The organism is Bradyrhizobium sp. SZCCHNRI2009, from assembly GCF_032485115.1.
Classification (GTDB): domain Bacteria; phylum Pseudomonadota; class Alphaproteobacteria; order Rhizobiales; family Xanthobacteraceae; genus Bradyrhizobium.
In genome coordinates this window covers 63,547-79,042 of record NZ_JAUEUH010000010.1, presented here as the reverse complement: position 1 = coordinate 79,042, position 15,496 = coordinate 63,547, and the positions used below count along the sequence as shown (strand labels likewise).

Here is a 15,496-nt window from a genome sequence, read left to right as displayed (position 1 = left end):
GCTGGTTCAAAGCGCCGCCCTCACCTCTTCTGCGTCGGCCATGGGGAAGAACGCGCCGCCCGACCCCACGCCGAACATCACACGACCATCGATCATCCGCTCCTCACCCATGTCAACAAGCTCGTAGTACAGCGCTCGCGTCACCTTGGCCCAGAGATCGGCTCGCACATGCAGATAGGGCGTCAGGCCGCCGCTCTCGCCGGGCTCGAAGCGCAGCCGGTGCTCGGCATCGCACGCGACCCAGTCGTCGACATTGGTGCGGAAATGCAGCAGCGGCCCGCGCGCATCGCTCTCCGTCCGCATTTCTACGGCCGTGAAGGGGGCATCATCGACGCGGATGCCGACCTTCTCCACCGGCGTGACCAGAAAATAGCGGTCACTCTCGCGCTTGAGGATCGTCGAGAACAGCCGCACCAGCGCAGGCCGCCCGATTGGCGTGCCCATGTAGTACCAGCTACCATCACCGGCGATTCGCATGTCGAGATCGCCGCAGAATGGCGGATTCCACAAATGCACCGGCGGCAGTCCCTTTGCGGATGTGCCAGCCTGCGTTGCCGCCGACGTCAGCCGATCGAGTCCGTTGTCGGTGGTCTGCCCTTGCTTCGCCATGGTTTGCCTTGAGTTTGCGTCCACCTTGGCACGATTGGTGCAAGATTCCATCGCCGTCGTCTGTGCAAAAGTTCCTGGCGGCCCTGCAGGTCATGTAAGGTCGCCATAACGTGATGCCGTCAATACCCCGTAATGCCGATAATATGGGGATAGTTTAACTCAACGAATACAGCGCCTTCGCATAGGTTGGCATCCGCTTCCCGGCAAACTGGAGCGGAACGTCCGTCCGAAAGTTCAAGATGCGGGGCAGAAGGAGCGACGGAAATGGCTGAGAGTGCCGAGAAGCTCGAGGATGCGATCGTCCGGTCGGCCGAACAGGTCTCCGGCCAGATCCGAGCGGCAAAGGATGCGATCTCCGGCGTCATCTTCGGCCAGGACCGCGTGGTGGAAAACACGCTGGTGACCATCCTGTCCGGCGGCCACGCGCTGCTGATCGGCGTCCCCGGCCTCGCCAAGACCAAGCTGGTCGAGACCTTGGGCGTGACGCTCGGCCTCGATGCGAAGCGCATCCAGTTCACGCCGGACCTGATGCCGTCGGACATTCTGGGCGCTGAGGTGCTGGACGAAAGCGCCGGCGGCAAGCGCTCGTTCCGCTTCATCGCCGGCCCGGTGTTTGCGCAACTCCTGATGGCCGACGAGATCAACCGCGCCAGCCCGCGCACGCAGTCGGCGCTGCTGCAAGCCATGCAGGAGCAGCACATCACGGTTGCAGGCGCCCGCCATGACCTGCCGAAGCCCTTCCATGTGCTCGCGACCCAGAATCCGCTGGAGCAGGAAGGAACCTATCCGCTTCCCGAGGCTCAGCTCGACCGCTTCCTGATGGAGATCGACGTCGACTATCCGGATCGCGATGCCGAGCGCCGCATCCTGTTCGAGACCACCGGCGCCGAGGAGAGTGCCGCCAAGGGCGCGATGACGGCCGATGCGTTGATCGCGGCCCAGCGCCTGGTGCGGCGGCTGCCGGTCGGCGATTCCGTGGTCGAGGCGATCCTGTCGCTGGTGCGCTCGGCGCGTCCCGGTCCCGAGGCCGGAGAGGCCGGCAAGCTGATCGCCTGGGGCCCCGGTCCCCGCGCCAGCCAGTCGCTGATGCTCGCGGTGCGCGCCCGCGCGCTGCTCGACGGCCGGCTCGCGCCCTCGATCGACGACGTGCTCGATCTCGCCGAGCCCGTGCTCAAGCACCGCATGGCGCTGACCTTCCCGGCGCGCGCCGAGGGACGCACCATTCCGGACGTGATCCGGCAATTGAAGAGCCGGATTGGCTGATGGCCGCAGCGACAGGGCACGCCGACAAGGAGATTCTCGCGATACGGCGTGCCGATGGCGAAAGCCGGACGCTGGCATCGTCGCTGCCGCGGCTGGTGCTGGAAGCCCGGCAGATTGCCGCCAACGTCATTCATGGCCTGCATGGAAGGCGCCGCGCCGGCTCCGGCGAAAGCTTCTGGCAGTACCGACGCTTCGTCTCCGGTGAGCCGTCGCAGCGCGTCGACTGGCGCCGCTCCGCGCGCGATGACCATCTCTATGTCCGCGAGCAGGAATGGGAGGCCGCGCACACGGTGTGGATCTGGCCGGACCGCTCGCCGTCGATGGCCTTCGCGTCGAAGGGCGCGCGCGACAGCAAGCTCGAGCGCGCGCTGATCGTGACCTTCGCCCTGGCCGAGCTGCTGGTGGCCGGCGGCGAACGCGTCGGCATTCCCGGCCTGATCAATCCGACCGGGAGCCGCAACGTGATCGACCGCATTGCGCAGGCGATGCTGCATGATGAGACGATCAGGCCGAGCCTGCCGCCGTCCTTCGTCCCCTCGGCGCTCGCCGAGATCGTCGTGCTGTCGGATTTCTGGTCGCCGATCTCCGAGATCAGCACCATGCTGGCGGGCCTGTCCGCGTCCGGTGCACACGGCACGATGGTGCAGGTGGTGGATCCGGCCGAGGAGACCTTCCCCTATTCGGGCCGCGTCGAGTTCGTCGAGCCGGAAGGCGGCGAGGTGATCACGGCCGGCCGCGCCGAGAGCTGGGCGCAGGACTACGTCGCTCGCGTGGCGCTGCATCGCGACCAGATCCGCGCCGAGACCGGCAGGCTCGATTGGCTGTTCACAACCCACACCACCAGCCGCTCGGCCGCCGAGCTGCTGCTGTTCCTGCATGCCGGCATGACCACGGCCAAAGGTAGCGCGCGCGGCGGCGTCAAAGTGGGCGCTGGCCCCGGAGGGCTCGGCGCATGATGGGCCTGCCGCTGTCGTTCGCCGAACCGCTGCTGCTGACCGGTCTCGTCAGCCTGCCGGTGCTGTGGTGGCTGCTGCGGGTGATGCCGCCGCGGCCGCGCCGCATCGAGTTTCCGCCGACCCGGCTGTTGTTCGACATCACGCCCAAGGAAGAGACGCCGTCGCGCTCGCCGTGGTGGCTCACCCTGCTGCGGCTGGTGGCGGCGGCGCTGGTGATCTTCGCCGCAGCCGGCCCGATCTGGAATCCGCGCACCGAAGCCGTCGGCAGCAAGGCGCCGCTGGTGCTGCTGCTCGACGACAGCTGGAGCGCGGCCGCAAGCTGGGACACGCGCATCAGGGCCGCCGACGAGATCATCGCCAACGCCGATGCCGACCGCCGCGGCGTCGCGCTGCTGCCGCTGTCGGAGCCCGCGCGTGACCTCACCTTGATGCCGGCCGGTGCTGCGCGCGTCGCGCTGCGCCAGATCGCGCCCAAGGCCTACACGACCGAGCGCGCCGACGCGCTGCCGCAGCTCGATCGCTTCCTGAAAGCGACCGGCGATGCCGAGATCATGTGGTTCTCCGACGGCGTCGATCCCGGCCGCGGCAGCGAGTTCGTGGGGGGTCTCGCCAAGACGATCGGCGACCGCAGCCTGACCGTGTTCGAAGGCGGCACGCCCTCGCCGCTGGCGCTCGCCGGCGCCGAGAACGCGGCCGCCAAGATGACGGTGAAGGTGCTGCGGGCGGATCTCTCCGTTCCGGGCGGCATCGTGCGCGCGCTCGATGCCAAGGGCTCGCCGCTCGGCGAGGCACAGTTCAGCTTTGCCGCCGGCGCGCACGACGCCGAGGCGAGCTTCGACCTGCCGGTCGAGCTGCGCAACGACATCACCCGGCTCGAGATTGCGGGCGAGCGCTCGGCCGGCGCCGTGCAGTTGCTCGACAAGCGCTGGCGCCGCCGCGCCGTCGGCATCGTCTCCGGCGCCACCAGCGACACCGCGCAGCCGCTGCTCGCACCGACCTTCTATCTCACCCGCGCGCTGTCGCCGTTCGCCGATCTCAGGCTCGGCGATCGCGGCGCCCCGCAGCAGGTCATCACGCAGTTCCTCGACCAGAAGGTGCCGATGATCGTGATGGCCGACGTCGGCACGCTGTCGCCGGAGCTGCGCGACCGTCTCAACGGCTGGATCGAGAATGGCGGCGTGCTGGTGCGCTTCGCCGGCCCGCGCCTGGCGCAGGGCGACGACGACCTCGTGCCGGTGAAGCTGCGCCGCGGCGGCCGCACCCTGGGCGGCAGCCTGACATGGGAGAAGCCGCAGCACCTGGCCGCGTTCGCCGCCGACGGCCCGTTCGCCGGCATCACTGTCCCGAAGGACGTCACCGTCAACCGCCAGGTTCTCGCCGAGCCCGACGCCGTGCTGGCGACCAAGAGCTGGGCGTCTCTCGAGGACGGCACGCCGCTCGTCACCGGTGAGCATCGCGGCAAAGGCCTGATCGCGCTGTTCCACGTCAGCGCCGACATGCGCTGGTCCGATCTGCCGATGTCCGGCGCCATGGTCGAGATGCTCCGCCGCATCGTCGACATGTCCGGCTACACCTCGACGCCGGGCCCAGGTCCCGCGGGTGAGACCGCCAAGGCCACGCTGGCGCCGCTGCACATCCTCGACGGCTTCGGCGCCTTCGGACCGCCGCCTTCGACCGCCAAGCCGCTACCGGCCGATTTCAACGACCGGGCTTCGCTGGATCATCCGCCCGGATTCTATGGCCCAGCCGAGGGACCCACCGCAGTGAACACGCTCAGCCCCGCCGATCGCATTCTGCAGCTCGACACGGCAGCGCTGCGCGCCAACCGCGCCAGCTACACCACCGCCGAGCCGCGCGATCTCCGGGGCATCCTGCTATCGACCGCACTGCTGCTGTTCCTGATCGACGCCGTCATCGTCGCCCTGCTCGGCGGCGTGCTGGCCGCGTTGGCAAGACGACGGCGCGCGGCGCCCGCGGCCATCGCGCTTGCGGTACTGGCAACCGGCGCCCTGCTCGCGGTCGCGATGCCGACGCCCGCACGCGCCGACGCCGCCAGCGATGATTTCGCGATGCGCGCAGTGTCACAGACGCGGCTTGCCTATGTCGTGACCGGCAATGCCGACGTCGATTCCATCGTCAAGGCCGGGCTGACCGGGCTGACCTTGTTCCTGGCGCAGCGGACCGCGCTTGAAGCCGGCGATCCCGTCGGCGTCGATCCCGCGCATGACGAGCTTGCCTTCTTCCCGCTGATCTATTGGCCGATCGTGCCGGGCGTGCCGAAGCCGCCGCAGGACGCGATCAACAAGATCGACGCCTACATGAAGCAGGGCGGCACGGTGATCTTCGATACCCGCGACGCCGTCGAGGCTCCTCCGGGCGAGAACGGCGCGCAGCAGACCCCGGGCATGCAGTCGCTGCGCGAGATCCTGTCGTCGCTCGATGTGCCCGAGCTCGAGCCGGTGCCGCGCGAGCACGTGCTGACCAAGACGTTCTACCTGCTGCGCGACTTCCCCGGCCGCTTCACCGCGGGCCAGACCTGGGTCGAGGCGCTGCCGAAAGATGAGGACGAGGACAGCGCCTCCCGTCCGGCGCGCGGCGGCGACGGTGTCTCACCGATCATCATCACCTCCAACGATCTCGCCGGCGCCTGGGCCATCCGCCCCGACGGCCAGGCCATGCTGCCGATGGTTCCGGGCGAGCCACGGCAGCGCGAATTCGCCTTCCGCGCCGGCGTCAACATCGTGATGTACACGCTGACCGGCAACTACAAGGCCGACCAGGTGCACGCGCCGGCGCTGATCGAACGGCTCGGGCAGTGACAATGCGCGTCGTCGCTCTCGATATCGCAACAACAATGGTTGTCATGGCCGGGCTTGCCCCGGCGATCCACGAGCAGCGACGCACGCTGCGCGACGTGGATGCCCGGCACGAGCCCGGGCATGACGACAACTGCGAGTTTGCCTCATGAACTACGGCATCGCGTTCACACCTCTGGTTCCGCCGATCGTGTTGTGGCTTGCGATCGGCGCAATCGTCGTCATCGCCGCGCTCCTGTTGCTCGGCCGCTCGCGCTCGGCCTGGATCCGCGTCACCGCGCTGGCCTTGATCGCACTCGCGCTGGCCAATCCGCAGTTCACGCGCGAGGACCGCGAGCCGCTGAGCTCGGTCGCCGCCGTCGTGGTCGACAAGAGCCCGAGCCAGAATTTCGGCGACCGCAACAAGCAGACCCAGGCGGCCCAGGAGTCGCTGGTCGACAGCTTGAAGAAGATCAAGGGACTCGAGGTCCGCGTCGTCGATGCCGGCCAGGCCGACGGCGAGACCGACGGCACGCATCTGTTCAGCGCGCTGACCTCGGCGCTGTCGGACGTCCCCGTCGATCGGGTCGCGGGCGCCTTCATGATCACCGACGGCCGCGTTCACGACATTCCCGGCAACGTGGCCGCACTCGGCTTCCAGGCTCCGCTGCAGGCCCTGATCACAGGCCAGAAGGCCGAGCGCGACCGCCGCATCGCGATCACCGCCGCGCCGCGCTTCGGCATCGTCGGCCAGCCGCAGACCATCAGCTTCCGGCTCGACGACCAGGGCGTCAGCGGCGCCAGCGCGAAGGTCGTGATCCGCCGCGACGGCGAGGTCATCAGCGAGCGCACCTTGACCAGCGGCCAGGCCGCCAATGTCGACGTCGACGTCAAGCACGAAGGCCAGAACATCGTCGAGATCGAAGCCTCGCCGCTCGACAACGAGCTGACCCTCGTCAACAACCGCGCGGTGGTCTCGATCGATGGCGTCCGCGACAAGCTGCGCGTGCTCTTGGTGTCGGGCGAGCCGCATTCGGGCGAGCGGACCTGGCGCAACCTGTTGAAGTCGGACGCCAGCATCGATCTCGTCCACTTCACGATCCTGCGGCCGCCGGAGAAGCAGGACGGCACCCCGATCAACGAGCTGTCGCTGATCGCGTTTCCGACCCGTGAGCTGTTCCAGCAGAAGATCAACGAATTCCAGCTGATCATCTTCGACCGCTATGCCCGCCAGGGCGTGTTGCCGATCGCCTATTTCGACAACATCGCGCGCTATGTCAGGAATGGCGGCGCGGTGCTGGTCTCGGCCGGCCCGGACTACGCCTCCAACACCAGCATCTGGCGCACACCGCTCGACTCGGTGCTGCCCGCCGAGCCGGTCGGCGTCACCGAGAAGCCGTTCTATGCGCATCTGTCCGACGCCGGCAAACGCCATCCGGTGACGCGCGGCCTCGAAGGCTCGGGCTCCGAGCCGCCGCGCTGGAGCCGCTTCTTCCGCACCGTGGAGACGCGCAATGCGGTCAGTCCGCCGGTCATGACCGGCGCCGACGGCAAGCCGCTGCTGCTGCTGTCGCGCTTCGGCGCCGGCCGCGTCGCGCTGCTGCTGTCCGACCACATCTGGCTGTGGGCACGCGGCTACGAGGGCGGCGGACCGCATCTCGACCTGCTCCGGCGCATGTCGCACTGGCTGATGCAGCAGCCGGATCTCGACGAGGAAGCGCTGCGGCTGCAGATTCAAGGCAAGGATCTCGCCGTCATCCGGCAGACGATGGGCGACAGCGTCCCGCCGGTGACCGTGACCTCGCCGTCCGGCCAGACGCGTGAGCTCACTCTGCGCCAGGGCGATCCCGGCGAATGGCGCGCGACCCTTCCCGCCAACGAGCTCGGCCTGTGGCAGGCGACCGACGGCACCTTGAAGGCGCTGATCAATGTCGGCCCGACCAATCCCAAGGAATTCTCGGAGGTCACCTCGACCACCGAAACCCTGAAGCCGCTGGCACAGGCGACGGGCGGCGATGCCCGCCGCATCGGCGACGGCTCGGGCATCGACATGCCGCGCATCGTCCCGGTGAGGTCATCGACCTTGTTCAGCGGCGACGGCTGGATGGGCGTGCGCATGCGCGATGCCAGCGTGGTCAAGGGCGTCGGCGTGCTGCCGATGTTCGCCGGCGTGATCGGCCTCTTGCTGCTGCTCGGCGCGCTCGCCGCGACCTGGGTGCGCGAGGGACGCTGACACGAAGACACAAGCACGCACCACCGCGGCGCGCCACGTGGCGCGAAGGGCACAGCGACGGGGATTCCGACCACCGTTGCAGTGCACTGATTGACAGCTGTGAAGCTCCCTTGCGATGTTATATTGTAACAAAGGCTGAGCCTCTCAGCCGAACGGGGTGGCCTATTCATATGAGCCAGAGCTGGCGATGAGCTGGTTTCGCGCGAACATCAAGGATGTCTCGCGGCTCGCGCTGCTGGCGCTGGTGCTGCAATTCGCGCTCGCCTTCGGCCATGTGCATTGGCTCGCCGGACAAGCCCGGGACGGCGGCGGCATCTCCATCGCCGAGCGGCACACTGGTCCCTCTCCCGCTGACCAAGATCCCGATCAACAGCCGTCGCCGGATGGCTGTGCCATCTGCGCCGTCATGGCGATGGCGCAGTCGATCCTGCTGTCACCGGCGCCAGTTCTGACGCCTCCTGAAGCGGTCGCATTCCGTCTGCCCGATGCGATCACCGCCACTGTCGCGGCTGTCGTCGTCGACACCGCCTTCCAGCCGCGCGCTCCTCCCACCGCCTGATCTGAGCTGCTCGAAACGCTGCCCTGCGCGCGAGCGCACGGCGGCCGCGTGAAGGAATGGTCCGTCGCACGACGACGGCAGGCGCATCCCGCCGGCAACGAAAGACGTGGGACGCCTGATCAGGATCAGGAAGTGAAAGATGTTGTCGAGAGCCTTGATGTCGGGCTGCAGCGCCGCAGCCATGTTGTGCGCTTTGGGTGCGCCCGCGCGCGCTGACGATCCTGCGAAGCCGGCGGCCGAACTGCCCGAGGTCACAGTGACCGCACCGAGCCCGATCCGTGCCCGCAAGCCGGTGGTGCCGCGGCCCAATCCCGCCCCGCGCGTGGCCCGGAGCGGCCCACGCACGCCGGCGCCCGCGCGCGAGGCACAGACCGCGCCGCCCCCGCCGCAACAGGGCGTGCTGCCTGTCGTCACCGACCAGTTCGCGACCGTCACCGTGGTGCCGAACGAGGAACTGCGCCGCTCCGGCGCCGCCACGCTCGGCGACCTTCTCAATTCGAAACCCGGCATCACCGGATCGAGCTTCGCGCCGGGCGCATCGAGCCGGCCGATCATTCGCGGCCTCGACGTCAACCGCGTCGGCATCGTCGAGAACGGGCTCGGCGGCGGCGGCGCCTCGGATCTCGGCGAGGACCATTTCGTGCCGATCGATCCGCTCACCAGCGACCAGATCGAGGTGGTCCGCGGCCCCGCGGCGCTACGCTACGGCTCGACCTCGATCGGCGGCGTCGTCAGCGCCACCAACAACCGCATTCCGCAGGCCCTGCCGACCTGTTCGACCGCGCCGTTCCAGACCTATGGCCTGCCGGCGAGCGCGCCGGCCGCGGGCAGCGCGCCCTGCGTTACCGCGGAAACGCGCACCTCGTTCAGCTCGGTCGACCGCGGCGTCGAGGGCGGCGTGCTGCTCGATGCCGGCGGCGGCAATTTCGCGCTTCATGCCGATGCCTACGGCCGCAAGACCGGCGACTACTCCATTCCCGGCTATCCCTATCTGTTCGACCAGACCCGCCCGGTGAACGGCCGGCAACCGAACTCCGCCGCGCAGAACGATGGCGCCTCGATCGGCGGCAGCTACTTCTTCTCAGGCGGCTTCGTCGGCGCCGCGATCACGCAGACCGATGCGCTCTACCACATCCCCGGCATTGGCGGCGCCGACAGCCGGACCCGGATCGATGCGCACCAGACCAAGATCACCGCGAAGGGCGAGTATCGCCCGGACTCCGCGGCAATCGACGCGATCCGGTTCTGGGCCGGCGCAACAGACTATCGGCACAATGAGCTCGGCCTTGCAGCCGTCACCGACCCGACCACCGATGGCGTGCGCCAGACCTTCACCAATCGCGAGCAGGAAGCGCGCGTCGAGATGCAGATGATGCCCGTCAATCTGCGCTTCGCCACCCTGACGACCGCCTATGGCGTGCAGGCCGGGCACCAGGAGCTGAATGCGCCGAGCCCCGACAATTCCGGCTCGGTGTTCAACGGCCTGTTCGGCCCCAACACCAACAACCGCGTCGCCGGCTATGTCTTCAACGAGTTCGCCTTCTCGCCCTCGACCAAGGCGCAGGTCGCCGGCCGGATCGAGCACATCGCGCTGAACGGCTCCACGCCGAACTTCCCGGTCGACTATCTGCCGGACGGCACGCCGCAGGCCAACATCGCCCGAAATCCGTCATACACGCCGAAGAGCGCGAGCGTCGGCCTGTTGCAGAACCTGCCGGGCGATCTGGTGGCGAGCGTGACCGCGCAATATGTCGAGCGCGCGCCGAAGCCAGCCGAGCTCTTCTCGCGCGGCGGCCATGATGCGACCGCAACCTTCGACATCGGCAATCCGAACCTGACCATCGAAACCGCCAAGACCGTCGAGGCCGGGCTGCGCAAGGCCACCGGCCCGTTCCGCTTCGAAGCCACTGCCTACTACACGCAGTTCAGCAACTTCATCTATCGCCGGCTGACCGGCGTGATGTGCGGCGACGATTTTGCCTCCTGCGGCACCACCGGCACCGAGCTGAATCAGGCTGTCTACTCGCAGCGCAACGCGCTGTTCCGCGGCTTCGAGTTCCAGAGCCAGTTCGATGTTGCTCCGCTCGGCAGCGGCATCTGGGGCATCGAGAACCAGTTCGACGTCGTCCGCGCCACCTTCGCGGACGGCACCAACGTGCCGCGGATTCCGCCGATGCGCGTCGGCGGCGGCCTGTTCTGGCGCGATGCCAACTGGCTGACCCGCATCAACCTGCTGCACGCCTTCGCGCAGAACGACATCGCGCCGATCGCGGAGACTCCGACGCCGGGCTACAACCTGCTCAAGGCGGAGGTCAGCTACCGGACCAAACTCGATGCGAACATGTTCGGCGCGCGCGAGATGCTGGTCGGCCTCGTCGGCAACAATCTGCTCAACGAGAAGATCCGTAATTCGGTGTCCTACACCAAGGACGAGGTGCTGCTGCCCGGCATCGGCGTGCGGATCTTTGCCAACCTCAAATTCTGATTCGAGGAGGGCGCAGAACGCGACCAATCTGCGCCCCCTCCTTCGTCATTGCGAGGAGCGAAGCGACGAAGCAATCCAGAGACGTGGGCGGAACTCTGGATTGCTTCGCTTCGCTCGCAATGACGGAGAGACCGAGATTACTTCGCGTAATCCCAATCGGGCCGGATCGCACCCTCGACGCCCTCGAACGCGCCCTCGATCAGTTCGTTCACCAGCAGCCGGTTGTAATCCACCGGTCCCGGCATGATCGCCCTGCCCTTCGGCACCGGCTTGAAGCCGACGCGCGCGTAGTAGGCCGCGTCACCCACCAGCAGTATCAAGCGGTGGCCCTGCGCCCGCGCGTCCACGACCGAGCGCTCCATCAGCATGCGGCCGATGCCGTGCTTGCGGAACGGCGGCTCGACCGTCAGCGGCCCGAGCATCAGCGCCTTGGTGTCGCCGACGCAGATCGGCAGTTGCCGCACCGAGCCGACCAGCAAAGTGCCGATATGGGCGGTGAACGACAGCGCGAGCAGATGATCGACATGCTCGCGCAAGCGGTAGGCGCTCAGCACGAAGCGGCCGGGGCCGAAGGTGCGCTCATGCAGCCGCTCGATCGCCTGCGCGTCGCCCGGCTTTTCGGCGGAGATCGTAATGGACAGGTCACTCATGTGGGGTGGCGAGATAGCATTCTGGAGCGGCGCGGTCCATGGCGGGCCGTCCACGTGTTGACAGCATTCGCCCGCCCCCGAGGGTCACCGATGCCAGTTTTCTGAGCATTCGCGCGGCGTGACCGAAGATTGTGCTAAGATGTCAAGTTTCCGGAGCCGCCCTCGCTTAACCTGTCCCAGCTCATGAGCGTTGTGGTCGCCATCGCGGCCGCTTGGACCGCTCTGACGCAGCACGAGCGGCAGGTCGAAGATGACGGGTGCGTTCCGGTCGCGCCATCGCGGCGAAACTCATGTGTTCGACGATCTCAAGACGCTGCTGGCCTGCGCCTCGCCGCGCCGCTCTGGCGATGAGCTGGCTGGCATAGCAGCCGACAGCGCCGCGCGGCGGGTGGCGGCGCGGATGGCGCTCGCCGACGTGCCGCTGCGGCGTTTCCTCGACGAGCCGCTGATTCCCTACGAGAGCGACGAGGTCACGCGCCTCATCCTCGACAGCCACGATGCCGCCGCATTCGCGCCCGTCGCGTCGCTGACCGTCGGAGAATTGCGCGAATGGCTGATGTCCTGGGAGGCGGATGCCAACCGGCTGGCCGCCCTCGCGCCGGGCCTGACGCCGGAGATGGTGGCCGCGGTCTCCAAGCTCTGCGGCAATGGCGATCTCGTCGCCGTCGCGGCCAAATGCCGGGTCGTGACCCGCTTCCGCTCCACCATCGGCCTGGAGGGGCGGCTGTCGTCGCGGCTGCAGCCGAATGATCCGACCGACGATCCCCAGGCGATCGCCGCAGGCACGCTCGATGGCTTGCTGTTCGGCATGGGCGATGCGGTGATCGGCATCAATCCCGCGACCGACAATGTCGAGGCCTGCATCCGCCTGCTCACGATGCTCGATGATCTCAGGCTCAAATTCGAGGTGCCGACGCAGTCCTGCGTACTGAGCCACGTCACGACCTCGATCCAGGCGATCGAGAAAGGCGCGCCGCTCGACCTCGTCTTCCAGTCGATCGCCGGCACCGAGGCTGCCAATGCCGGCTTCGGTGTGACCCTGAAGCTGCTGGCCGAGGCGCAGGACGCAGCCTTGTCGCTGAAGCGCGGCACGGTCGGCAACAACGTCATGTATTTCGAGACCGGCCAAGGCGCGGCGCTGTCGGCCGACGCCCATCACGGCCTCGATCAGCAGACCGTCGAGGCCCGCGCCTATGCCGTCGCGCGCGTCTTCTCGCCGCTGCTGGTCAACACCGTCGTCGGCTTCATCGGTCCCGAATATCTCTACGACGCGAAGGAGATCATTCGCGCCGGGCTGGAGGATCATTTCTGCGCCAAGCTGCTCGGCGTGCCCATGGGCTGCGATGTCTGCTACACCAACCACGCCGAGGCCGATCAGGACGATACGGACGATCTGGCGCTGCTGCTCGCGGCGGCCAACGTCAACTTCCTGATCGCCGTGCCGGGCGCCGACGACATCATGCTCAACTATCAGAGCCTGTCGCATCACGACGTGATGCGGCTGCGGCATCTGCTCGGCCGCCGCCCGGCGCCGGAGTTCGAGGCCTGGCTGGCGCGGATGGGCCTGCTCGACCAAAGCGGCCGCGTGCCGCCATTGCCGGGCAGCGCGCCTTCCGTAGTCCGGCTGATCGGCCAGGGAGCGCGGGCATGAGGGAAGATCCGTTCGACCTGCTGCGCGGGATGACGCGCGCCCGCGTCGCACTCGGCCGCGCCGGCGACGGGCTTCCGACGGCCGCGAAGCTGGAATTCCAGATGGCGCATGCGCTCGCGCGCGATGCCGTATGGGGCAAGGTCAATTTCGACGGCATCGCCGACGCGCTCGCGCCGCGGGAGGTGATCGAGGTCGCGAGTGCAGCACCGGACCGCGCCAGCTATCTGCGCCGGCCCGACCTCGGGCGCCGCCTCGCCGCGGAGGAAGCCGCCAGGCTGACATCCGGTCCGTACGATCTCGTCTTCATCATTGCCGACGGGCTGTCGGCGGATGCCGTCGAAAACCATGCCGCCGCTGTCGTGATCGCCACCGAGGCGCGTCTGACGGGCCTGTCCATCGGCCCGATCGTGCTGGCTTCGCAGGCGCGTGTGGCGCTGGGTGACGATGTCGGCGCCACGATGCGCGCACGGCTGGTCGCGGTCCTGATCGGCGAGCGTCCGGGTCTGTCGGCCGCGGACTCCCTTGGAGTGTATCTGACGCTGCACCCGGCGCCGGGCCTGCGCGACAGCGCCCGCAACTGCATTTCCAACATTCACGACCACGGGCTCTCGGCCGAGCGCGCCGCCGACAAGCTGGCCTGGCTGGTGCGCGAGGCGCTGCGGATCGGCGTCACCGGCATCGGCCTCAAGGAGGCGGCGCCGGATGCCGCGATCGAGACGACCACATCGTCATCCCAAATCACCCATCACAAGCAGACAGGAGCGACTGGACATGAGTGACGAGGCCAAACCGACCCTTTCGAAGAGCCTGACCGGACTCCATCTGTGGGGCATCGCGGTCGGGCTGGTGATCTCCGGCGAATATTTCGGCTGGAGCTATGGCTGGGACAAGGCCGGCACGCTCGGCTTCCTCGTCACCACGATCTTCATCGCGGTGATGTATACGACCTTCATCTTCTCCTTCACCGAGCTCACCACCGCGATCCCGCATGCCGGAGGTCCTTTCGCCTATTCCTACCGTGCCTTCGGCCCGCTCGGCGGCTTCGTCGCCGGCTTCGCGACGCTGATCGAGTTCGTGTTCGCTCCGCCTGCCATCGCGCTCGCCATCGGCGCCTATCTCAACGTCCAGTTTCCGGCGCTGTCGCCCAAGACCGCCGCGCTCGGCGCCTATCTGGTGTTCATGGCCCTCAACATCGCCGGCGTATCGATCGCCGCGACGTTCGAGCTGTTCGTGACGGTCCTGGCGATTGCCGAACTCCTGGTGTTCATGGGCGTCGTGTCGCCCGGTTTCTCCTTCGCCAACTTCGCCGCCAACGGCTGGGCCGGTGAGAATTCGTTCTCGCTGACGAGCATCGGCGGCATCGTCGCGGCGATCCCGTTCGCAATCTGGTTCTTCCTGGCGATCGAAGGTGCGGCCATGGCCGCGGAGGAGACCAAGAATCCGACCAAGACGATTCCGCTCGCCTACATCGCCGGGATTCTGACGCTCGTCGTGCTCGCCTTCGGCACCATGATCATGGCCGGCGGCGTCGGCGACTGGTCGAAGCTCGCCAACATCAACGATCCGCTGCCGCAGGCGATGAAGATCGTGGTCGGCGAAAACTCCGGCTGGCTGCACATGCTGGTGTGGATCGGCCTGTTCGGACTGATCGCCTCGTTCCACGGCATCATCATGGGCTACTCGCGGCAGATCTTCGCGCTGTCGCGCGCCGGCTTCCTGCCGGCCAAGCTCGCCGCGCTGCACCCGACCTGCCGCACGCCGCATTGGGCGATCTTGGCCGGCGGCGTGATCGGGATCGCCGCGATCTACTCCGACGAGCTCATCCAGTTCGCCGGGCAGACGCTGACGGCGAACATCGTCACCATGAGCGTGTTCGGCGCGCTCGTGATGTACATCATGAGCATGGCCGCGCTGTTCCGCCTGCGCGCCACCGAGCCCGATCTCATCAGGCCGTTCAAGGCGCCGCTCTATCCCGTGCTTCCGGCCGTGGCGCTGGTGTGTGCGACGCTCTCGCTGCTCACGATGATTTGGTTCAACCTGCAGGTGTTCGCGGCCTTCGTGGTGCTGTTCGCCGCCGGTCTGCTGCTCTATCGTCTGACGGCCGGCAAGCGCGGCAACGCGGCGAGTGACAACCTGCTCGACATCGCCTTGACCGAGGCCCGCGCCATGGCCGACTGATCCGCGAGGACTCGCGAGATCCAAGATCAAGGCAAGCCCTCCGCGTCCCTGCGCGGGGGGCTCTATCGATAGCCCGCTTCGGCAGGCACGTGACTTGCATAACTACGAGGTGTCAAC

The 15,496-nt window shown here is 67.7% G+C and carries 12 protein-coding genes; 10 read left to right on the top strand and 2 right to left on the bottom strand.

Annotated elements, in window-relative coordinates; translation table 11 throughout:
- Window positions 1-6: 6 nt before the first annotated feature.
- Window positions 7-609 (bottom strand): DUF1285 domain-containing protein, encoded by a 603-nt coding sequence (locus QX041_RS29225; protein ID WP_316167440.1) that lies wholly within the window; start codon window positions 607-609, stop codon window positions 7-9.
- A 264-nt stretch (window positions 610-873) separates the two neighbouring features.
- On the opposite strand from QX041_RS29225, the gene QX041_RS29220 reads away from it, so the two are divergent.
- From QX041_RS29220 to QX041_RS29190, 7 genes are all read left to right on the top strand, one after another.
- Window positions 874-1,872, top strand: coding sequence for a MoxR family ATPase (locus tag QX041_RS29220; RefSeq protein ID WP_315717298.1), 999 nt, complete (start codon window positions 874-876; stop codon window positions 1,870-1,872).
- Window positions 1,872-2,828 carry a DUF58 domain-containing protein gene (locus QX041_RS29215; protein WP_316167439.1) on the top strand — a complete coding sequence of 319 codons (957 nt, stop codon included), beginning with the start codon at window positions 1,872-1,874 and terminating at the stop codon, window positions 2,826-2,828. The genes QX041_RS29220 and QX041_RS29215 overlap by 1 nt, the downstream gene beginning before the upstream one ends.
- Window positions 2,825-5,647, top strand: coding sequence for a DUF4159 domain-containing protein (locus QX041_RS29210; protein WP_315717300.1), 2,823 nt, complete (start codon window positions 2,825-2,827; stop codon window positions 5,645-5,647). The genes QX041_RS29215 and QX041_RS29210 overlap by 4 nt, the downstream gene beginning before the upstream one ends.
- 2 nt (window positions 5,648-5,649) lie before the next feature.
- Window positions 5,650-5,796: a hypothetical protein gene (locus QX041_RS29205; RefSeq protein WP_316167438.1), complete on the top strand. Its 147-nt coding sequence runs from the start codon at window positions 5,650-5,652 to the stop codon at window positions 5,794-5,796.
- On the top strand, window positions 5,793-7,856 hold the full coding sequence (locus QX041_RS29200) for a hypothetical protein (protein ID WP_316167437.1): 2,064 nt from the start codon (window positions 5,793-5,795) through the stop codon (window positions 7,854-7,856). The genes QX041_RS29205 and QX041_RS29200 overlap by 4 nt, the downstream gene beginning before the upstream one ends.
- Window positions 7,857-8,043: 187 nt before the next feature.
- A complete protein-coding gene (locus tag QX041_RS29195) occupies window positions 8,044-8,415 on the top strand; it encodes a DUF2946 family protein (RefSeq protein WP_315750388.1) in 372 nt (123 codons plus the stop codon).
- A 157-nt stretch (window positions 8,416-8,572) separates the two neighbouring features.
- On the top strand, window positions 8,573-10,900 hold the full coding sequence (locus QX041_RS29190; RefSeq protein ID WP_316167541.1) for a TonB-dependent receptor: 2,328 nt from the start codon (window positions 8,573-8,575) through the stop codon (window positions 10,898-10,900).
- A 137-nt stretch (window positions 10,901-11,037) separates the two neighbouring features.
- Here the strand turns inward: QX041_RS29190 and QX041_RS29185 are convergent, their stop codons facing one another.
- Window positions 11,038-11,550, bottom strand: a complete 513-nt coding sequence (locus QX041_RS29185; RefSeq protein WP_315717304.1) for an N-acetyltransferase — start codon at window positions 11,548-11,550, stop codon at window positions 11,038-11,040.
- A 250-nt stretch (window positions 11,551-11,800) separates the two neighbouring features.
- Between QX041_RS29185 and QX041_RS29180 the strand changes: the two genes are divergently transcribed.
- The 3 genes from QX041_RS29180 to eat are packed head-to-tail and all read left to right on the top strand — an operon-like array spanning window position 11,801 to window position 15,379.
- The gene (locus tag QX041_RS29180; protein WP_315826992.1) at window positions 11,801-13,201 is read left to right on the top strand and encodes an ethanolamine ammonia-lyase subunit EutB; all 1,401 of its coding nucleotides are present in this window, start codon (window positions 11,801-11,803) and stop codon (window positions 13,199-13,201) included.
- On the top strand, window positions 13,198-13,980 hold the full coding sequence (gene eutC / locus QX041_RS29175; protein ID WP_315826993.1) for an ethanolamine ammonia-lyase subunit EutC: 783 nt from the start codon (window positions 13,198-13,200) through the stop codon (window positions 13,978-13,980). The genes QX041_RS29180 and eutC overlap by 4 nt, the downstream gene beginning before the upstream one ends.
- Window positions 13,973-15,379 (top strand): ethanolamine permease, encoded by a 1,407-nt coding sequence (gene eat / locus QX041_RS29170; RefSeq protein WP_315826994.1) that lies wholly within the window; start codon window positions 13,973-13,975, stop codon window positions 15,377-15,379. The genes eutC and eat overlap by 8 nt, the downstream gene beginning before the upstream one ends.
- Window positions 15,380-15,496: the final 117 nt, after the last annotated feature.